At 33.4% G+C, this 23,308-nt stretch carries 11 protein-coding genes; 2 read left to right on the forward strand and 9 right to left on the reverse strand.

The window, feature by feature from the left end; translation table 11 throughout:
• Window positions 1-60: 60 nt before the first annotated feature.
• Window positions 61-3,168 (forward strand): T9SS type A sorting domain-containing protein, encoded by a 3,108-nt coding sequence (locus tag IPJ23_10725; protein ID MBK7631151.1) that lies wholly within the window; start codon window positions 61-63, stop codon window positions 3,166-3,168.
• Between the two features lie 101 nt (window positions 3,169-3,269).
• Here the strand turns inward: IPJ23_10725 and IPJ23_10730 are convergent, their stop codons facing one another.
• The 4 genes from IPJ23_10730 to IPJ23_10745 all read right to left on the reverse strand — a co-directional run bounded on the left by IPJ23_10730 (window position 3,270) and on the right by IPJ23_10745 (window position 8,015).
• Window positions 3,270-4,634: a C39 family peptidase gene (locus tag IPJ23_10730; protein MBK7631152.1), complete on the reverse strand. Its 1,365-nt coding sequence runs from the start codon at window positions 4,632-4,634 to the stop codon at window positions 3,270-3,272.
• A gap of 148 nt (window positions 4,635-4,782) precedes the next feature.
• Window positions 4,783-5,502 carry a M48 family metallopeptidase gene (locus IPJ23_10735; GenBank protein ID MBK7631153.1) on the reverse strand — a complete coding sequence of 240 codons (720 nt, stop codon included), beginning with the start codon at window positions 5,500-5,502 and terminating at the stop codon, window positions 4,783-4,785.
• 28 nt (window positions 5,503-5,530) lie between these two features.
• Window positions 5,531-7,087: a 4Fe-4S binding protein gene (locus IPJ23_10740; GenBank protein MBK7631154.1), complete on the reverse strand. Its 1,557-nt coding sequence runs from the start codon at window positions 7,085-7,087 to the stop codon at window positions 5,531-5,533.
• Window positions 7,088-7,091: 4 nt separating this feature from the next.
• A complete protein-coding gene (locus IPJ23_10745) occupies window positions 7,092-8,015 on the reverse strand; it encodes a DUF362 domain-containing protein (protein MBK7631155.1) in 924 nt (307 codons plus the stop codon).
• A gap of 141 nt (window positions 8,016-8,156) precedes the next feature.
• On the opposite strand from IPJ23_10745, the gene IPJ23_10750 reads away from it, so the two are divergent.
• A complete protein-coding gene (locus tag IPJ23_10750; protein MBK7631156.1) occupies window positions 8,157-8,672 on the forward strand; it encodes a hypothetical protein in 516 nt (171 codons plus the stop codon).
• 173 nt (window positions 8,673-8,845) lie between these two features.
• Here IPJ23_10750 and IPJ23_10755 read toward each other — a convergent pair whose 3' ends face one another.
• The 5 genes from IPJ23_10755 to IPJ23_10775 form a co-directional block, all read right to left on the reverse strand.
• The gene (locus IPJ23_10755; protein MBK7631157.1) at window positions 8,846-9,160 is read right to left on the reverse strand and encodes an STAS domain-containing protein; all 315 of its coding nucleotides are present in this window, start codon (window positions 9,158-9,160) and stop codon (window positions 8,846-8,848) included.
• 149 nt (window positions 9,161-9,309) lie between these two features.
• Window positions 9,310-12,243, reverse strand: a complete 2,934-nt coding sequence (locus IPJ23_10760) for a SpoIIE family protein phosphatase (GenBank protein ID MBK7631158.1) — start codon at window positions 12,241-12,243, stop codon at window positions 9,310-9,312.
• A 6-nt stretch (window positions 12,244-12,249) separates the two neighbouring features.
• Window positions 12,250-15,966, reverse strand: coding sequence for a SpoIIE family protein phosphatase (locus tag IPJ23_10765; GenBank protein ID MBK7631159.1), 3,717 nt, complete (start codon window positions 15,964-15,966; stop codon window positions 12,250-12,252).
• A 171-nt stretch (window positions 15,967-16,137) separates the two neighbouring features.
• The gene (locus IPJ23_10770) at window positions 16,138-19,776 is read right to left on the reverse strand and encodes a SpoIIE family protein phosphatase (protein ID MBK7631160.1); all 3,639 of its coding nucleotides are present in this window, start codon (window positions 19,774-19,776) and stop codon (window positions 16,138-16,140) included.
• Between the two features lie 206 nt (window positions 19,777-19,982).
• Window positions 19,983-23,291 carry a SpoIIE family protein phosphatase gene (locus IPJ23_10775; GenBank protein MBK7631161.1) on the reverse strand — a complete coding sequence of 1,103 codons (3,309 nt, stop codon included), beginning with the start codon at window positions 23,289-23,291 and terminating at the stop codon, window positions 19,983-19,985.
• Window positions 23,292-23,308: the final 17 nt, after the last annotated feature.

A 23,308-nucleotide genomic window follows, 5' to 3' on the forward strand; every position in this document is an offset into this window, starting at 1 on the left:
TAAAACTAATATGTATTTCCACAATTCATTTCATTTCAAATAATAATAAAAGAGGAGCATATGCGTAAAGCTATTTTTACTTTTCTAGCAATTATCTTTACTGTGAGTATAGGATACTCACAAGTCACAACACTTTGGGAAAGATCTCAAGCTACTGCAAACATGCCAAGCTGGTTTGGTACTGATCTTACCCGCGGCTTAGCCTTTGGAAATGACCACGTGTATATTGTTAGCCGAACCGGTGGAAGCTTTGTTTATATTTATAATGCGGCAACAGGTGATTCAATTGGTACACTTAGAACTGATGGAATTTCCGGTGGAACTTATGCCGTTAGTGATGTTGAAGTTTCATCAAATGGAGTAATTTTCGTTTGTAATCTAACAACCGCTGCCAACTCAAGTGCCTTAAAAGTTTATAAATATACAACAGAAACAGATTCACCTATTGTTGCAATTAATTATACAGGTGTTACAGCTGCCCGTTTAGGTGATAAATTTACTGTAACCGGCTCAACTGCAGATAATTCAATAGTAATTTGGTTCGCTTCTGCAAATACTAAAGAACTTTATAAGTTTACAACTGTAGATAACGGTACATCATTCACGGCTACTGTAATTCCTCTACCAAGTCTAGCAACTGTAGCTTCTTATGGTAGTGCCTCAGTTGGACCATTATCAAATGGTGACTTTTATTATAATGCAAGTGGACAAAATGCTGAAAAGTTTTTAGCAGACGGAACTGTAATTGATACTGTATCAGGTAGTATTGTTGCAACTGGGTCTAATGCAATTCGTTTTATTAGTACACTTTCTAGCGATGAATATTTTGTAACTTTCGCATATGGGACTGGTAATCAAAATGGTAGAATTGTTAAGATTCCTGGTGGAGATATTAATCTAGCTGAACTTGTTGGGACAACAAATATTCTGGGTTCAAATGCTAATGTAAATGGAGCCGGTGATGTTGCTATTCAAAAAGTGAGTAATTATTTTTATAATATTTATGTGCTCTCAACTAATAATGGTTTCGGTGCTTATCAGGTAGATTTAAGAGCTCAATTAACAGGTGATTACTATATTGGTTCAGCGGGAACAGGTCCTGGTGGATCTGATCCTGATTACCCGACACTAGAGGCAGCTTTTAATGTTATCAATAATGCTAGTATTACAGGTGATTGTAATTTCTTTATAACAAGTGATATTACTGAACCTAATACAGCACACGGACTTGGATTAGCCGTTGACCCCTCCCCAAATACAATCACATTCAAGCCCTTTACAGGTGTTCAACCTGTTATAACTTTACAATATCCTGTTGATATTAATTCAGGTCCTTCCGGTGCATTTGTTATAGGAATTCCTTCAGATAATAATATAGCCTGGAATGATTTACGCACCACTAAAAATATAGTTATCGATGGATCAAATACAGTTGGTGGAACTACAAGAGATCTAACTATTCAATCTTCACTTACAGCTCAGAGAAATGCTTTCCCCATCACTATTGTTGGTGACGTTTCCAACCTGATAGTTAAGAACACTAACATTTATTATAAAGCTCAAGGCGTCAGCACCTCAGGAAATCTTTTTGTTAGCGCTGTACAAGTTAGATCTAGAAATAATTTAAGTGCAGATTATGTACCGCATGATTTAACATTTGAGAACAATCATATAAGTTCCAATTTTGACGGCGTAGTTCAGAGTGCACAAGGTTATGGAACATATCAAAGTGGAACACCAGTGCCTGCACTTCTTCCATATAATATTACCTTAATAAATAACTTGATAGAAGGTAAAAGAAGAGCAGTTACACTTTATCTTGCTGGCAGCCATGATATAATTGGTAATGAAATAATTCTTAATCAAAATATTTCTACTAATACAACTAACGAGGCTATTTACGCAGTTAACGTTATTGCGGGTTCAGTAATAAATATTTATGACAATAAAATTTCTAAATTATTTGCAACATCTTTTAGTTTAGCAAACAGCGGTAACACCGGTATAAGTATAGAAACCGCAGGCACTTATAATATTTATAATAATTTTATTTATGGATTTGGCTTTGATAGTTCAAGTGTTGCTGCTTATTTAAGAGGGATAAAAAATTCCTCAGCAACGGCCACACTCAACCTTAACTTCAATTCAGTTTACATGCCAAATCTTAACTATTTAGGTTCAGCTCCAATAAATTATACAGGTATCTATTTATCCGATGGAACCAATAATTTAGGCAACAATATTGTCTATACTGTTAATCAATCCGGTGCACCAACTTGGGTAGCTTATTGTATTTATAGATTAGGTACTGCCGGTACTTTAACTTCTAATTACAATAATTTTTACCCTGAGGATAGTTATGTTGGTTATTGGAATACTGCTGATGCTATTACATTAACTAACTGGCAAACTGCATCAGGACAAGATGCTAATTCAAAATCAAAAGTAGTTTCTTTTGTCTCTGCAACTGATCTACATTTAACTGGTTCTTCCATTGGAGATTTAGACCTTGCCGGTACTCCAATAGCTGGAATTACAACTGACATTGATGGTGATGTTAGAAGTACAACATTCCCATATATGGGCGCTGATGAAGGTTTAATTCCACTTCCTGTTGAATTGACTGCATTTAGTGCAAGCTATACTAATGGCAGCGTTTTATTAAAATGGACGACTGCGACTGAAACAAATAACCAGGGATTTGAAATCCAGAGAAAATCTTCTGGTGATTTTGAAACGCTAGGGTTTGTAAATGGTAACGGAACAACTACACAAACACAATCTTATAGTTTTATAGATAACGAAGTTAATAACTCTGTTTACAGCTATAGATTAAAACAAGTGGATTATGATGGAACATTCTCATATTCAAATGTAATTGAAGTTGATGTAACATCTCCATTGCAATTTGAACTCTCACAGAATTATCCAAATCCATTTAATCCAACAACGATGATAAATTATCAGATTGCTGCCCCTGTTAATGTAAACTTAGTTGTGTTTAATATGCTGGGTGAAGAAGTTGCAGTTCTGTTGAACAATCAGTTTACAGAAGCAGGAACACATAGTGTTAGATTTGATGGATCAAGTCTTGCAAGCGGAACTTATATTTACAGATTAACTGCTGGTAATTTTGTTCAGACAAAGAAAATGATGCTTACAAAATAGACATTGTTTAATAGTTAGTTAAAAGCCCCGTTTGATCGGGGCTTTTTTTATACACACCATGTACAAAAGTTTAGTGAACTTTATTTCAACTCTAGTAGATATTACTTTAATAATATCATCTGTTTAACTTTAACAAAATTTTCTGTTTGAATCCTATATATATATACACCACTTGATAAATCTGAAGCGTTAAATGATGTTGTATAATATCCTGAGTTAAGAAAATCATCAATTAAAACTGCTATTTCATTTCCAAGAATATCATAAACTGTAAGTTTCGTCAATCCTGCCTGTGGAATTGAAAATGAAATGTTTGTATTTGGATTAAATGGATTTGGATAATTCTGTAAAAGCTGATAATCATCAGCAACCATAGCTTGATTTGGATTTTCTACAGGTACAGTAACGCTGTCCGGAAAATAAAAAGTGTATGCAATGCCTCCTTTATTAAACCACGATTGCGACAACGATGTTTTATTAAAGATATAAGAATAACCATTTGATTTTGCAGGATCATGCACGATTGGTCTTCCATCAGTTGTAAATCCAGCAAGCATCATTAAATGACCCGTGTAAAGCGGAGGTCCAACTGACATAGAGATTCTGCCGCCATTTGCAAGTACTTCTCTTGCTTCACTCCAGGTTCTATAACGAGTAACCGCTCCATCTAAACCATACTCTGCAGCATTTTGCACAACCCTTGGCCAGATACCAAACATTCCAAAATTTGTATCGTAATTATCAATTGCAAATTGGCGAGGGTCAACATCAATATTATAACTTTTTAAAATCATCGCTACGGATGTTGGCGAACAAATATCCCCGCCAATTCCAGGGTCAACACCGTACTGATAGATAAAAGTTGTGGGAATGAAAATGGCTGCAGGACTATCGTTAACAATACTAGTAATATTAACTGAATCCGTTGTCATATCATCACTTACAAAAAAACTTAATTTATAGATACTAGGTGATGGTTGTGAGGATGAAGTACGTCTCATAATTACTTTAAATTGCCATTCATTTTGATAATCATTTAATTTTACATTATCATAATCTATATATCCACCGCCGTAAATTGGTTTTGAATAAGTTCCGTATATATTGTTTTTCCAATATCCAACAGTTAACCATGGTGACCAGCTACCATTATATGGAAATCGCATCTGAACTCTAAAACCATTGTTAGCGTCAGCCGCACTTCCATTCCATGATGGCAACCCTTCATTAAAAGGTGATTGAGAATATTGAGGTTTTAATATAATATACCCATCATTTATACCATCTTGCAGCACAATACTTTTACCGTCGGGACTAAGAGTCATTCCAACATTAGTTTCTATGTTCTGATAAATTGAATCAATGCGTGAGACGTAAAGTTGATCCGAATAATTTTGTGCGGACAAAAAACAAGGAAATATAGTGAGGAGCAAAACCAAATTGGTAGTATAAGTTTTTATGTTCATATTCTATTTTATTTGCTTATTAATAAAAAATGTTACCAGAGGCTAAATTATATAAATAATCCTGATCTTGAAAGAAAAAACTTTAAAATGGGGATTGAGATTTGGAACTGTGAAAACTGTTTACGACAGCAACTAAAATAATATACTTCTAATAAATTGAAATTTGGTATTTACCTAGTTCTTTATCCAATATCTTTGCACCACCAGAAACTTTATCGAGCAAATTCCAAAATCTTGCACTATGATTGTGATGAACAGTATGAACCAATTCGTGAAGGATGACATAATCAATTAAATGTTTAGGCAAACGCATTAAGTGAGTACTCAGGTTAATATTATTTTTTCTTGAGCAGCTTCCCCATCTAGATTTAATATTTTTCAAAGTTAGTTTATTATAATCAAAATTAAATTTTACAGCTAACATTTTAACTCTATCCGGCAGATAAATTTTTGCTTCAATTTTTAATGCTCTCTCAATTCCAATCCTTATTGCTGATTGCACTTCTGCGGAGCTCGTTTTTAGTTCTGCAGGATAAAGTACATTTATTTTTTCTTTTGATAATCTTACTGATATATTTTTTCTATTTGCCTTTCTTAAATATAGTTTATGATGTTTAGTACAATAACCCGAGTATTCATCAAACATTGTTTGTTGCTTTTCAAACTCTTTCATCTTAAAAAGATGTTGCTTTACCCATAATTTTTTTTCTGTCACTAATCTTATGGCACTCGTATAACTCATTCCGATTGGAATTGATACTCTTGCACCAACAAATGGTTTAACTGTAATATTTAAATGACGTGCACGACTGCTGTGTGTAAACAATACTTCGCCAACTTCATCAATATCGATTATTTTTTCAGGCATAGACTAAAATAGATTTAAAATTACGGACTTAAAATGGAAATTCTTCTTTATAATCAATCTTTTGATCAAGTTTTTCTGTAGGTTTTATTTCTGCTACTTGATGTGTAACATTTCCATCAATGTAAATTGCTTTATATGGTTTGGTGGGACAAGCATGTTCACAAGCACCGCAGCCAACACAGTACTTATTTGTTACTTCAGGAATTTTCAAATTCCCTTTATAATCTACCATCATTACAGCTTTTGTTGGGCAATGTTCTGAACATGCGCCACAGGCTGTGTTCTCAGTTTCAACTATACAATTTTCTTTTACAAAAATTGCCTTACCAATTTGGATGCTTTTTTTCTGTTCGCTAGTTACAGTTTGGATTGCTGAAGTTGGACAAACTTCACTACAAGCCACACAATCATAATTACAATAATTTGTTTTGTAATCCATAAATGGTTGAAAGATATTAAATATTCCATATTCCACTATTGAGGGTTGCAAGACTTTTGTAGGGCAAGCTGTAATACACAAATGACATGCAGTACAATTACTATTAAAATGATCAATTGTTTTTGATCCGGGCGGTGATGCAAATGAATTTTTCTTTATTGCAACTTTGCTGTCTTTTTTGGGTATGATTTTAATTTGTGAAATTGCTGTTGTTGTTAAACCAATAAATAACATGGATGTTCTGGATAAAAAATTTCTGCGGGATTCATCTGATGTTTTTTGAGAACTATTTAGGGAAATAAAATTATAATTTATTGAGTCACTCGGACAAACATCCAAGCAATTGTAACAGGCGACACAGCGACTAAAATCAATTTCCTTTGTGGTTTTTTCGATACATTCCGCTTTGCAAACTCTTGCACAAATTCCGCAGCCTTCGCAACTTGTTTTATCGATCCTAAGTTTAAATATTGTGAACTTTGAAATTAGACCCAACAAAGTTCCAACCGGACAAATCGTATTACAATACAACCTTCCCCTTTTATATGAAACGTAAAGAACGATTACTAAAAATATTAGTGGAAACGAAGCAGCAGAAATATAAAATGCTTTAATTTCAATTGGATAAATAAAATAGATATTAAACTTCTCAAGAGAAAATGCAATCAGATTATTTAGAAGTGTTACCAGTGGATTAAATAATTGAGCAAATATTCTTCCAGAGTTACTATATGGATCCAGCAAATTAATTAAAAATAAACTTCCAGATAAAATCGAAACAATTGTTATTCCCAAAACAGAATATCTTAACCAAAATGATTCTTTTGAGAAAGTGAATTTTTTCTTTTTATTATTTTTTTGGGCGGTATAAGAAGAGAAATCTTGTATTGTTCCTAATGGGCAGATACTTGAACAGTATACTCTACCGAATAATAATGTTAAGATTATAACAATAATAAATCCGAAAGACATTGGTAGAAAGAGATTTGTGAATTTTATTATCGAAGGAATAAACTGTAGAAATGTTATGTAGTTAATAAAACTTGCGGGCAGAAAATTAGTTATATCTAGAAATACAATTGCAATCGATAATAGAAATATTATCGATACAACAATTCTTATTTTTCTAAGATATGCTAACTTCAATATATCACATTATTTTTCTATATATAGAAAGCTTGTCTAAATTCATCGAACCAAGTTTCATTTCGTTTGCAATCCTGATATAATCAATTTTTTCAGGATCAACACCAAACAATTTTGCGGCAGCGGCATCTGCAGCCACAATATCTGTAGAAATGATTTGGGATTTCATTGTTAGCACATCATCTTTTGAAACACCACGTGGTCCATTTTTTTTCATTACGTAATAAGCATCAACTACTGTTAAATCAGGTGTACGAAATGATGCAAAATCTGAAATACATTGATGCAGATTATTTGAATGCCAATATCCACGATCCCAAACATTCCCCATTAAATTTTTCATCCCGATTGTTACATCAGCGGATGAATGATGTTTTAAGATTGGCACATTAATAAACACATCTGATTCAAGTATAAGTTCGTGTACTTTTGTTTTTTTTAATTTTTTGCCCTGTCTAATTGTAACTTCCTGGTAATAACTTTCACTTGCACCGGAAACAATTTTACCTTTTGCATCTTTAACAGCACGTTCAATTCCGCTGTTTGCATAACACTTATTCCAATTATCACAAGTATGATCAAACACATAAACATCTTTTGCCCCAGCATCAAAACAGTGTTTAATAATTCTGTTAATTAAAAGAGGATTTGTATTCCCAGCCCTCTCAGGCTCAACATCCCAACCGATATTTGGCTTCACAACAACAGTCTGTCCTTTTTTAACAAACTTAGACATTCCACCAAATGCTTTAATAGCTTCATCAAACATAGTATCCGGCTCACCGCCTTTAATAGCTGCTAAATTATAATCATTGCTGGGATATAATAGGGATGAAGGGAATAGACTAGAATAACTGGCAACTGAAAATCCTGCACCGGCAATCAAACTAGCTTTCACAGATTTAGAGATAAATTCTCGTCTTCTCATAATAACTTTACCAAATTATTTTATAAATAATTATTATAAAAATAATCAATTTGGTTAATAATGTATACCTTTAATTTTATTCTTTGAGCTTGGTCAGTTTTAAATTATTTTAGAACAGTAAATATTAATAGAGGTTAGTGAATGGAAAAAGCAGTAAACATAGTTCATATAAAATCCAATATAAAAACTTATTTGATAGATTTTTCTCTTTTATTGTTGATTTATTTTCTTCCTGCATTGTCACACTTATTTGCATTCCCAATTTATTATCTTGACCCAATGCGAATTGCCTTAGTGGTTGCCCTAATTCACACATCAAAGAAAAATAGTTATATAATTGCACTTACATTACCACTATTCTCTTTCGTAATCTCTTCACACCCACAAATATTTAAGTCCTTTCTATTAAGTGCAGAACTGATCATAAACCTGAGTTTATTTTTCTTATTTAAAGATAAAATTAAAAGTGTTTTTACAGCTCTGTTTCTAAGTATTCTGATAAGTAAAGTTGTTTATTATGTTCTAAAATTTGCAATTCTTTCTTTTGGTTTGATAGACGATAGGTTGTTTTCAACACCAATTTATTTTCAGATAGCATCTGCAATACTATTAAGTTTTTATATTTATATTATTAATAGAGCTTCGCTGAAATCGTAGAATTGAAATTTATCGTGATGAGTAGTTTTATGAGGAATAAAACTTTATTGTCATTGGAAAAGATTACTAGATATAAATTATCTTTTCAAGAAATAATTTTATTAAGAGCGCCAACTCATTAACATCGAAGACATTTTAGAAGCAAAAACTATTTTATCATTCTGCAAAAAAAACTACGATAAATCACTTATGTGGAATATAGTATCTAATTTTACTTTGGATAATATTTCATGAACTTTTTTAGTTACACCAGATAAACTCAATTGTGAATTTCTATTTGTTGCAGTTGTAAACGCGTGAACCAACATTCCGATTCCCCAACTCGTGATGTATTCTACCATTGACATATCAATTATGATCGAATTTACACCTTTATCTAATGTATCTAAAATAGAGTTTTGAAATTCTGCTCCTTCTGTACCCAACACACTATTTTTGTTAAACTTTATTACTGTAAAATCTTTTTGGTCTTTGACATCTAAATTCATTGTAAACGCCTTTACATATTAAATTTTAAATTACTATTATTATTTGATGGAAAATACTACTGCTCAAATGAAATATCAATTGTGTGTTTTATTTTAAGTAAAATAATAATAAAAGACTACACCAGATTTAGTGATTATTAATGTTATTACTACTTTACTTTTATTACTACAAAAGTAACATCATCATCTGGCTCTACTCCGAGAATCCAATTAGATGCTGAGTTATTTAAATGTTTAACTATTGCTTTCGAATTTTTATGAGCAACAGATTTAAATTCTTCTTTTACTCGTTCGTAACCATACTGTTCTTCGTTTTTATTTTTTAATTCAGCAAAACCATCACTCATAAGTAACAGTGTATCGCCTTTTTCATAATTAATTTCTTTAAGCGAATACATAGTCCCTTTCATAGCTCCTAAAGGTAAATTGTTACTAACAAACTCACCTGCCTTTTGAGATTTATTTCTGAAATAAATTAATGATGGCATCCCTGCATTTGTAGCTATTACTTTTTCAGATGTAATTTGAACACCCATAAACGACATCATCAATCTGCCAAGCTGCATTTCTTTTATAGAGTTGTTAGCGTTTTCAAAAAATTCTTTTAATTCAATGTTAGATTTATGGGAAATAAAAAAAGACTTCATAATTGAAACCATCATTCCCGACATCATTCCGTGTCCCGTGGCATCTCCAACAACAAAAGTAAGTGTTCCATCCGAATCAACATTATAATCATAATAATCACCACCGACTTCTGTAGCAGTTTTCATATGAACAGCAATATCAAGATGCGGCAGTTGAGGAAGTACTTTTGGAAGCATAGATAGCTGTAACTGACGCGCATCTTCAAGTTCTTTTGTCTTACGTTCATTTTCAGCTTTAATAATTTTGTTCTGTGCTTCTGCTTTTTTCAAATCTAAATGTCGTGTAAATGTAAGTTGAAATACATCAGCAAAACGCCTCATTAAATTTTTAGCCTCAACAGAAAACTCGCTTTCACGGAAAGCAAAAAGTCCCCCAGAAGGAAACATAATACAGTGGTAATACTGTTTAGTGGTTTCTGAAGTAACTTTTGGTGCCGTAACAGGAAGATTGGAGTTGGATGTAACTCCATAGTAATCTAATAAATCTTTTCCCTCAAGAACATATGAATAGTCTTTCTGAAGCTTCCACGCCTTAAATATTCCTTCCAGCAAAGGATGACCTTCTAGCACTTCATTTCCTGATAAATTCACTGAACCGCTCTTATCATCTGAAGAAGTAGTCCAAACATCTACCTTTTCACTCAAATCATTAAAAATACCAATCCCACAACGGACAGTTCTAAAATTAAGACGATCAAGCTCAGAAAACACAGTCGCAACTGCAGGTGTTAGATCATCACTTTTATTCATTGCCATTGCTTTTGCACGGACGCGTTCAAGTGCAGCCTCAATTTGGGATTCCCTTGCTTGTGCTTCCGCTTTTTGCAGATCTAGGAAGCGGGTGTAGGTTTGTTGAAACACTTTTCCAAAGCGCAACAGCACCGCATTCTCTTCATTACTGTAAGGAGTACCTGAGAAATTTTCAATGTAAAGTGAAACATTATCTAACAACACAGTAGATATTGCAAGGCCAGGGCAACTAAAATAATATTCCTTTGCTTTGTCCGGTACGGGGAATAATTTAAAAAGATCCTTATAAAATTTGTTTTTTTCTTCAAAATCCAAGTGGTTGGCAAAAAAATCCTTGCCTTTTGCCTTGGCTTCAATAAAACTGTTCCAATGCGGAGAATCAAAATAAGGAATCGTTATTTGTGAGGGAACTTCGTGCTTATCAGCTAGCCAGATATACATATCATCTCTTGTTTTGTAATCTAAAATAAACCCAGTGTGTTCAACATGAATATTTAAATAAACGAATTGTTCATAAACAAGCTGAATTACCTCTTTTAGCTCTTCGCTTTTTTGCATTCCCATTGTTCTACTTCTCACCCTTTCCAACGCTGCTTCAATCTGAGCTTCCCTTGCCTGTGCTTCTGCTTTTTGAATATCCGTATATCTTTGGTAAGCAAGTTCAAAAACATTTCTAAATCTTTTAAGAATAATTAACTGTGATTCAATAATTGGTTTGAATGATGAAATACCTATGTCTCCTAGACCGATAGAGAATAGGTAGTAATAGAGAGATGTTGCTTGATTTAATCTTGGATCATCCATTTGACTAGATTTTTTCCGAAAATCTTTCCACCCTTCCAACTGATCCTCATTTATTACAACTTCAAAGTAAGCATCTTTAGCACTTTTGATTTTTTCCAGATATTCATCGACAATGGGATGCGAACCATACTCTATTTTTGTTATTGCACCGCCCGTTAATTCTGAGAAGTCATAATCCATGAAATATTTTTCTTTATCATTAGGGATGTGAATTATGGCATTTCTGAGATTATTAAAACCTAATTTTTTTAATTCTTTAAATGAAACTTCACAGATGCTTAACAAATCATCAGAATTATTCATACTCATGGCAACTGCTCTCACTCTTTCAAGAGATGCTTCAATTTCCAGCTGGCGGTTTTTTTTCTCAAGTTTTTCTAAGGTTTCATTTAAATCCTGCGTTCTCTCAAAAACCTGTCGTTCTAATTCTTTGTTCCGAATGATTGTCTGCTCGTTTGTCATATAATCACCCTCCTTCAACCTGTAATCCGGAACAGAACCATGAACATGTGTGACTAACCATTTACTATTATCATATTTTAGCAGAGTTGTATTCCTTAATAGCTCAGTAGATATCTCGTTATTTATCATTTGACTCCAAACAACTTCGGATTCAACACAAGCAACAATTTCATTTATCATTGAAAGATTAGTCCATAAAAATTCAATCTGGAAAGGATCGGGAAATTGCTTCACTCCTTCGTTATTTATGTTTTTGTACTCTGTCTTATTTAAAGCTCTCTCATGCAAGCCGCTTCCGATAAAAGTAACATCTTCAGAACAAAGCGAAAACCTGAGTTCTATATCTCTACGTGCATAAGATTCCCAAAACAAATTATGCACCTCCATAACTTCCATCTGGATATCTTTAGTTGTTTTCATTTGATGCTACTTAACTTTTATTACCACAAATGTCACATCATCATCTGGTTCTTTATCATTAGACCAGCGCGAACCTTCATCTTTTAAGTAACTAATAATTTCTTCAGGTTCTTTCTCAGCTACCTCTTCAAAAGAATTCTTAGCACGGCGGTAACCGAAGATTTCATTTTTATCACTTTGTAATTCAGGATAACCATCGCTCATTAAAAGCAAGGTATCACCTTTAAATAAATTTAATTCCTTTAACTCATACGGAAAACCATCCATAGTTCCCAAAGGCATTCCTTTCATTAAATGTTCTTCAATAATTCGGTTCTCTCTGCGGAAGATATATACCGGCGGCATACCCGCAGCTGACATTAATAATTTATTGTTTTTGATTTTCAGCATTGTCATACTCATAGCAAGTGACTGAAACTGCATTTGCTTAATACACCTGGTCATTTCTTGGAATGTAAAAAGTATATCTGGATTTGCGGCATAACTGTTAAAGAGAGTTTTTGCAGACGTCACCATAGTGCCTGCCCTCATTCCGTGACCAGTTGCATCACCAAGTACAATAGTTAAAGTGCCATCCAGAGCGACATTAAAATCATAGTAGTCGCCGCCCACCTCAGTAGCTGTTTTCATATAAACAGCAATATCAAGATGAGGTAACTGCGGTAGTTCTTTTGGCAGCATAGAAAGCTGCAACTGGCGAGCTTCTTCCAATTCTTTAGTCTTGCGTTCATTCTCGGTTTCGGCAAGCTGGGCCCGGAGTTGCGCCTCTTTAATTGCAGCTGTATTTCGAGCTTTGTTAAGTAATCTTCTACGCTGTACCCTATCGATACCAAAAATTAATCCTATAAACAATAAGCCATACCCGATGTAAGCAATTATTGTGCGGTACCAGGGCGGATTGACTGTAATTTTGATTGAGGCTTCTTTAGGATTCCAAACACCATCACCGTTTGAACCTTTTAGTCTAAATACATAATCACCCGGGGGCAGATTTAAATATGATGCAAATCTTCTGTTAGTGTAATTCCAGTCTTTGTCTATTCCTTCCAGTATATAGGCAAGTTTATTTTTTGCAGGACGCGAAAAGTGAATGGATGCAAATTCAAATGAAAGATTATTATCTGAATATGGCAGCACTAATTGTTTTGTTTCACTTATATCAGTTTTAAGATCTAATTCCGAAGCTAGCTTTTCGATTGGAACCCCGGATATGTTGATACTATTAATCACCGGATCTGGTAATGTGTTATTTGGAGTTGCCGGATAAAAAGCATTCAGGCCCCCATAACCGCCATAAAATATTTCGCCATCATTTGTCATTGTAATTGCATTGTTTAGCGGCAGATCATTTATTCCGTCTTTATTATCATAATTAATAAAACTTAGTTGTTTCCCTGCATTCCTTTTATCGAGCATTGAGATACCGCCCGGAGTTCCAAACCATAAATTGCTATTTAGATCTTCAATCATAAAAGAGACGACACTGCTGGCTAATCCATCACTTTGTGTTATTATTTGATATTTTTCTGTCTCAGGATTGAACCTAATTAATCCGACTAATGAAGTACACCAAATAATGCCATCTTTATCTTCCAGGATTTGGTTCAACTGATTAACTAATGCAAATCTTTGGGTCCCGTCGTCAAAACTATATTGTTCATTGGTGTTATCCCGCAGGTTAAGCTTTTTTAGACCAGTCATGGATGCGACCCATACGGTATTAATATATTTTCTACTAAATTCAACATCGCTAGCTAATTCAAATAATGGATAATGTGTATTATCCAATTCATTTTTTATTTTTTCATTTAAATAAGAATATTGCTGCTCATCTAATTGAAGTACCTGTATGCCGTACCATTCAGAATCGGGGGGTGCTGTAACATTAAAGGCACCATAATTATGTCCTATATCTGAAATAAATTTTATTTTATACTGGCCTTTAGGTAAATCAAGACAACTTAATGCAATCCTGTTTTTATACCCGCCACCATCATTGAATGAGTTTTGCACTTTATCCGCTGCCCAGATTTCTTTCCCTTTTGAATCTTCGATCCAACCATAATCAAACATATTACCAGTTAAGCTGGTATATCTTCCTTCTCCAAGGTTAATAATTAATACTTTTGAGGGTTTATCAAGCGTAAATGACTTTTCAAGAGAGACTCCCTCACCCACTTTTAAAATTGAAGCAATAGGTTTTTCATTCTTTACGATTTCCCTGATTCTTAATATAAGTTCAGAGCTTATTGGTTTGTTTGTAATTGATGGAAGCCGATTAAAACTTTTATTTACCGGATTAAATATTTGGACACCCTGCCTGTCGGCAATCCAAATATTATTATCAGGACCAAATTTCATTTTATTTATATTAAAATTTGATGTGTATTTAATATTCCGGAACTCAAAATTTTCTGTTCCTTTAGAACTAAGATTTAATTTGTTAAGTTTATTATTGAAGACATACCATAAATTTTCATTATCATCAGACAATAATTTTGTACCATCTAGATTTAGAATTTTATTGAACCTATTTAAGTCACGATCAAATTCATAAATACCTTGTGTATTAAATGATAATAGCAGTTTACTTTTATTAAGGGGATATTTCACAATATCAGTTACAGGATTTGATTTTGTTTCGGCCTGCTCATTGTTGCTTATCTTAAAAAACTGAAATGGTTTTTTTGAAGGATCAAATTTTATCAACCCATTTCCTGCCGTTGAGACCCAGTAAATCCCAAAATTATCCCGATAAAAATAGATGAGATTAATGTTTGGAATATCTTTAGAGATTAATGAAAAATCGTTTCCGTTTAAATCGGTTTCTAAAATTCCAAAATTACTTGCAAACAAAATTCTCTTATTTATGTCTTCATAAAATAACCCGTAATAATTATTTCCTTTATCTGCAAACTTGGTAGCCATATTTATAGATTTAATTTCGTAGGTAACCGGATTGTAAATATCAATTTTATCTATACCGCCAAACCATAGTTTTCCTGAATTGTCCTCAAAAACGGTCCATACGTTATTTAAATTTTGTTTTGGATTAGTAAAGTATGGCTGAAATGCATTTTTTGATGCATTGTAAATAAATACACCAGCAGTCGGGCTAGCCGTTAAAATATTCCCATTTTTTAATTCAGTTATTTTAACCACAAATCTCTGTATGAAAGACAATATTTCATTTCCGGAATAATCAAGAAACTTTATTGCTTTGAATCTATTTGTAGATTTATCATAGAGTTGTACACCGGTAAATTCAGTAGCAATCCAAAGCCTGTTTTTTGAATCAAATAAAATATTTAAAATTTGAGTTGTATTTACTTGCGCCCCCTTATCAGCAGGAATGGATTTAAAGCTGTCTGTTACTCTATTATATTTGCTTACCTGATCTATGGTTCCTACTAATAAATTCCCATCCTTATCTTCACTAATTGAATTTATTACATTGAAAGGTAAACTGGTTGTATCACCTACAATGTTTTTATAAACTTTAATATCATATCCATCATATCTGTTAAGCCCATCTATTGTACCAATCCATAAATAGCCAAGATGATCCTGGTATGTGCATAACACAACAGAATTTGATAATCCATCGGATACTGATAGTTTTTCAAAAAAGTATTTATCTTGTCCATTGATATTGCTTATAAACAGTAATAGGAGACTGATTATAATAAATTTCAAACTGAAAATATTTTTATTCCATTTCATACGCTTACCTTAATTATTTAAAAATCTTCGATTCGCTTTTACAAAGTCAGGTCATTTTTGAACTGTCATTTCGACAGACCTGCCGCAGGCAAGGGACAGGGAGAAATCTTTTTCAAACTAATTATATTAAAAGATTTCTCGGTCACTTCATTCCCTCGAAATGACAAGCGGTTACTTTATTTTTATCACAACAAACGTAACATCATCATCGGGTTCTTTATTATTTGTCCATCGTTTGCCTTCTTCTTTTAGGAATGTTACTATTTCTTCAGGTTCTTTCTTAGCTGATTCTTCAAAACTGTTTCTTGCTCTCTTGTATCCATAAATCTCGTTGTTAACATTTTTAAGTTCTGCAAATCCATCACTCATTAGTAATAGAGTATCCCCCCTTTCTATCTTGATTTCTTTAATATCATAAACAATACCTTTCATAGAGCCTAATGGCATATTATTTATTACAACCTCTTCAATCGTCTGAGAATTTTTTCTATAAATAAATAGAGGAGGCATGCCGGCATTAGTAGTTGTTATTTTATTATTACTGATCTGCACACAGGTAAGTGCCATCATAAGTCTGCCAAGCTGCATATCCTTAATCGCTTCATTCGCATTTTCAAAGAAGGGCTTAAGTTCTTTGTTAGTTCTATCCGACATAAAGAGTGATTTCATAATTGAAACCATCATTCCGGACATCATACCGTGTCCGGTTGCATCACCAAGTACAATTGTTAGAGTGCCATCCATATGAACATGAAAATCATAATAATCGCCGCCAACTTCAGTTGCCGTTTTCATAAATACTGCAATATCAAGATGGGGGACGCTTGGTAATGCTTTGGGTAGCATTGAAAGCTGAAGCTGTCTGGCTTCTTCAAGCTCTTTTGTTTTTCTGTCATTTTCAATCTGCAGGAATTTTTTATTTTCGTTTTCTTTTCTTCTCTCTAATTCATACTTTCTTATTCCTCCGAGCATTCCAACAAAGCCTAGAAAGTAAAGTCCATATGCCCACCAGGTTCTCCATATTGGAGGATTAACTCTGAATGAATATGATGCTTCATTGGTTTTAACTCCGTTTGATGTAACGCCACGTACCCGAAAAGTGTATTTACCAAATGGAAGACTTTGATATTCTGCAAACGGAAGGTTACTTGCCTTTGACCAGCCCTTGTCGAAACCTTCAAGAAAATGTTCATACGTTGTTTGCTTGGGATCTTTATAATTTAACGCAGCATAATTAAAGATAAATGAATTTTCAGAATAGGGTAATTCTTTCGGTAAATTATAAAAATAAGATTTGCCGGTTACTGATACAGATGAAATTAATAATGGGTAACTTTTTTCTTCACTCTTATTAATGTAAAGACCGACTCCATTATAGAATTCTACCATATTCCCTAATCCATCCATAGCTGAAATATAAGGGCCGCCGCTCGCAACGCTCTCGTCATGATAGAATGTCTGAAATTTATTACCGCTTATTTTTAATGCCCCTGAAGGAGATGAAAAATAAACAGCACCTCTAATTTCATCGACTACAGGATTTGAGAGATTAGTGGATAGAAGACCATCTTTTTTAGTATAAAATTTTAGATTTGTTCCGTCGAAAATTACTAGTCCCCTGTTTCTGAGTCTTATATATAAATTTTCACCTGCCTGAATTTCTGTTTGTGTTCCTGCAACACTCGCACCTTTTAAAATTCTGAAATCTGCATTCTCATTAACGCTATCACTAAGATTAACAAAATTATTTCTGTTAAAAACATAAAATCCCCCAACGGTTAAAAAGTACATTCCATTTTTCAGGTTGCCTACATAGTGCAATTGTTCTGTAGGAACATTCCAGCTTGCCGGAGGCTTTGACCATGATTTACCATCAAACAACACTATTTTAGACTGTACCGATGTAATATCCTTTATATTATCTGAGAATAAACCAAAGAACCATAGCCTTCCTTCATTATCTTCCTTAATATCAAAAAGTTGATACTTTTTAGCATTATCAATTTCATCAAAAGGTGATTTTATTTTAACAACCTTGTCTCCTTCTAATCTCCCAAAATAAGGCTCAGCTCCTATGAGATTATCTGAAGCAGGTCTTACATAATTTTGCCAGGTAAAAATATCACCATTCTTCGTTTCCAGTGCATTTGAAATATAATAGGGTTTATCATCTTCATTTGGAATTGAATTAATCTTAAATATTTGTTCACCTTCGCTGTTTCTGATTTCACGAATCATCGTTAACCCTTTTGAAGTAGTAATCCAAACTCTTTTTTTACTATCCTGAAAGGTTTTGAAGGTTATATTGCTTGCAAGTCCATCTTTTTCTGTTATGGTTCGTAATATTTTTCCATCCCAAACATTAATGCCAACATCTGCGGTTAAAGCGTACGCAGGTAAATCGGTATATGAATATGAAAGCCAGACTATCCCACTATAATCTGTGTAAGGTGTTACAATACCTGATTGTGTAACCAGCAAACCATCTTTAGAAGTTAACATCCTTGAATAATTGGGATAATAGATTCCGATGCCTTTTGATGTTTTCATTGCCACACCTTCGCTTAATGCGATTGCTGGGCCTGATTCAAATGAATCAAATTTTTTCCATTTATTATTTTCATACGAGAATAGTTGATTAAGATATTTTGAACTTTGATTCAGAGATGTAACTTGAAATATGATCCTTTCTGGAAAGTATTTGCTCGATTTCACAAAATAAATACTCTGGTATTTAAAGTCATTGATAGCTCTTTCTGTCTTCAGATCTCTTATTTCATTAATTTCCTGTAAAATATTTGAAACCTTCCATTTGCCATTTTCAAATTCTAGAACACTTGTATTCTTTCCATCAAAAATTTCACCTCCTCTAATGAAAGTTGTCATGAACAACTTATTCATTTTTGAACTATAGTATACCTGAATTGGAAATTGGTCTTTTTTAAACTGATTCTTGAATTCTGTGAATTGATGAAATTTGTTGCCATCATACATCAAAACACCGGAATAAAGATCAGATCCTTCTGAAAGACTAATAACACCAGAGCAGGCCATCCAGGTATTCCCGTCCTTATCTATTGCAGTTACGTTTTCCTCTGGGAACATACTTGCATTCTGCAATGTTATTCCAACTGATTCATCAATTCTTTTGAACACCCCATTTTTGAATAATGCTACATAAGAGCCTTCACGGGTTTGAGTATTTCGGCCGGCTGAATTAAATATAAGATCACCATAAGGAGTTTCAATAAAGTTTGTTGCATTATCTAAAGGGAAACTCTTTGAGTCATAAACAGTAAACTTCCCATTCTCAAATTTTGTAAGACCGCCGTTATTATTTTTATCTACAAATGGTGTAGAGGAACCAATCCAAATCCTGCCTTTGCTGTCAGATCCAACAAAAGTTATTAATTGTCCTTCTAAACCGTTTATTTTATAACCTTCTTTTTCAGTGTATACTTTAAATTCTTTTCCATCGAATGTTATAAATTTTGTGGGCGAGGCAAAGTACATTATGTTTTTAGTTGAATCGTAGTACATATTCTGCATAGTAGGTAATCCAATATCAGTGCCTACTTCTTCAAACTCATATCCATTAAACCTGTATGTTCCTTCCACGCTGGAAATCCAAATAAAACCATCTTTAGTTTGAATTCCATTCGTGATGTTTGTGGTAGGCAAACCTTCTTTGTTAGTGTACTCGATTAAATCTGCATTAGCTTCTGTCTTCTGTTTTTGCTGCGATATTAGCAACGAAGAAAAAGCAAATAAAAACAATACTGTTAAAATTTTTAGGGATGTCAACCTCATAAAATTCTCCATTTAAACAAATGACTATTATTAATTTTTCTATTCTTATCTTATTTAAGTTTATGACTTCAAATATCACAACATTCTGTAATCTCAGATTACGGCATAGCTGTCATTTCGATCCCGATTTTAATCGGAGGAGCAATCTTTATAGCACAAAATAAAAAGATTTCTCAGTCGCAGACTCCTTCGAAATGACAAGCAAGTTATTTAACTTTTATTACAACAAACGTTACATCGTCATCAGGTTCTTTATTATTTGTCCAGTTTTTTCCTACATCAGTTAAATGTTTTACTATACTTTCAGGTTCGTGCATAGCTACTTCTTCAAAAGTGTTTCTTGCTCTTCTATAACCGTAGATTTCCTGGCTATCATTTTTCAATTCTGCAAATCCATCACTCATAAGTAATAAAGTATCGCCGTTATCAATTGTCAATTCTTTCACATCATAAACAACTTCTTTCATTGCACCTAACGGCATATTATTTATAATCACTTCTTCAATAGTCTGAGAGTTTTTTCTATATATAAAGAGTGGTGGCATTCCTGCATTTGTTGTAACTATCTTATTATTACTTATCTGAACACAGGTAAGTGCCATCATTAATCTGCCAAGTTGCATATCCTTTATTGCTGCGCTTGCATTTTCAAAGAAAGGTTTCAATGCTTTATTGGTTCTGTCAGACATAAAAAGGGATTTCATTATTGAGACCATCATTCCGGACATCATTCCGTGTCCTGTTGCATCCCCAAGCACTACAGTTAATGTCCCATCCAAATGAACGTGAAAATCATAATAATCACCACCTACCTCTGTGGCTGTTTTCATATATACAGCAACATCAAGATGAGGCAATTGCGGTATTTCTTTTGGAAGCATCGATAACTGAAGTTTACGAGCTTCTTCCAACTCATAAGATTTTCTTTCACTTTCTTTTTCGGCAATTTGTGCGCGCAGTTCGGCTTCCCTTATCTGCGTCGCAGTTCGTTCTTTAGCTATTAATCTTCTTCTTTGAATTCTATCTACAGTAAATATTCCTGCAATAAATAATAATCCATAAAGAATATATGCACCAGTCGTTCTCCAGATTGGAGGATGAATAATTATAGATAATTGTTTTGGCTCTTTTACCCAAACACCATCGCTGTTTGTTGCAAGGACTTTTAAAGTATATTCTCCTGGATCCATATTTGTATAGCTTGCATAGTTTTTATGGCCTGCATCAATCCAGTCTTTATCGTGATTCTCAAGTGTATATTTATATTGAATTCTTTTTGGGTTTGAAAAATCCAGTGATGCAAAGGATATAGAAAAATCATTCTCGGTATAATCAAGTTCCACGCGGTCGGTCAGTAAAATATTTTTATGAAGTACAGACGCTTCACCGATGGGGACACTTTCCTGAAAGAGTTTCAGATCTACAAAAACTATTGGGGGTTCATAACTGCTCAGTTTTATTTCATCTGGACGAAATACACTAAAGCCATTTGTCCCGCCAAAATACATCTCTCCGTTGGTAGTTTTTAGTGCAGCGAATCTATTAAAAACGTATCCTTGCAATCCATCATCATTATCATAACGATTTAATATTTTTAGTTCATGATCATATTCTAATAATCCATCTCCAGTACCAAGCCATAGATTATTTCTAGAATCGCCTATTATGCTTTCGACATTCTTAATGTTTTTACCAAAATTATCAAATAATGTTTTTGCCTTAATTTTTTCTCCAAGATTCAACTCAGTTAGACCTGCGTTAACTTCATTCACATAAATTGTCCCTCTTGAACTACTATATGGCATTACAAAGTTAGATCGTCTGTTTGTTGGATTGTCAATTGAAAATTTCTCAGTTATTGAATTGAATTTGAAAAGAGACCCAATGGAATTTCCACTGAAATAATAATTGCTTTCGCCATCTGAAAAAGGCAGCCAGATTTGATTATCAGGGATACTTGAAGAATCATTGGAATCATGCAAATAATGACGAAAAGTATCTGTTTTGTAGTCATAAATATTTAGACCACCACCATAAGTCGAGATAAGGATTTCCCCGAATTTGAATTCAGTAATCGCAGTTATTCTTTTCTGCGAAACCTCTTTATTTGATTCGCCTTTTTGATAATGAATTTTACTCTTTGTTACCGGGTTATATCTATATAGTGCGTCATCATAAGTTCCTATCCAAAGATTTTCATTGCGGTCATAATATAGATATGTAACTTCGGTAGATTTTCCATTTGAAGAAACAAACTCATTAAAATAATTTTCGAAAATTTTTGTCCTAGGATTAAATTTACTGATACCCCCTGCTTTAGTACCTATCCAAATATTTCCATCCTTATCTTCTGTAAAGGTGTTAATATAGTTGTCCAGAAGGGCATTATTTTTATTAGGAAGATATTTGTAACTGGAAAATTTCTGCAAGGAAGTGCTTAATAGTGAAATGCCTTCGCCCCAGGTTCCGAACCAAATGTTGCCTGCCTGATCTTTTAAGATACTTCTTACAGCATCAGAAGTACAAAGAGACTCCTTATCAAATTCACTTTTTGTAAAATTATAAAATTCATCTTCTTTTTTATCATATATTAAAGTTCCATCATTCCTCATCCCAATCCATAATTTATCATTATCAGAAAAACATAAACTTAATAAATGATTACTTAAAATTTCCGTCGGTCGTGTTTCAGGAGAAAATAACTTCTTCGCACCGGTTTTAAGATTATATCTAATCAATCCACCTAAACTTCCACGCCCCCAGAAATCACCAGTAGCAAGCCAGATTATATCATTATTAGCAGGATCAATTACGGCGCTATTAATTAGATTATTTGGTATTTCTGAATTTTCATCCAGACTCAAAAGAACTTCAAAGCGGCCTGTGATTTTGTCGAAAGAAAGTAGTTTTGAGGTGCCAAGCAGCAATTTACTTTTTTCCCCCGGGAAAGGTAAAGTTAAACTATGTGAGCTTGGTAAATAAGAAATATCACCCAAGGAATAAATTCTAATGCTGTCGTTAGCTGTATTAAGTTTTATTAATCCATTTTCGGGAGATGTAATCCAAAGAGTGTTTTGATCGGATTGATCAGGAAAAACATTTGACAATAATTTATTCTTACTTTTATTCAGCTGGTCGTTATTCCAATTGTACCTGATTACCTTATCTGTTGATCTAACATATTTGTTTAAACCTGCTGATGTAACAATCCAAATATCTTTATCGGCATCCTCACAAAAACCGTTGATAAAATTGGATGACAGACCTGTTGAGTCGAGTTCAGAGTATTCATAATTCTTAAAGTTTATTCCATCATATCTCTGAACACCCTGATGCGTTCCTAACCAGATAAACCCAAATGAGTCTTCAAAGATAACCTGGACAGTACTGTTTATTAATCCTTCGGGTTGATCAATAGTTTTAAATTTATAATTTGGCTTTTGCGCAAATAATAAAGGAACAATTAATATTGCCAGGAATACATAATAAATTATTTTGTTTATTTTTAATTTCATTTAATTCAGCCTTGAAT

Source organism: Ignavibacteriales bacterium, from assembly GCA_016709765.1.
Classification (GTDB): Bacteria; Bacteroidota; Ignavibacteria; order Ignavibacteriales; family Ignavibacteriaceae; genus IGN3.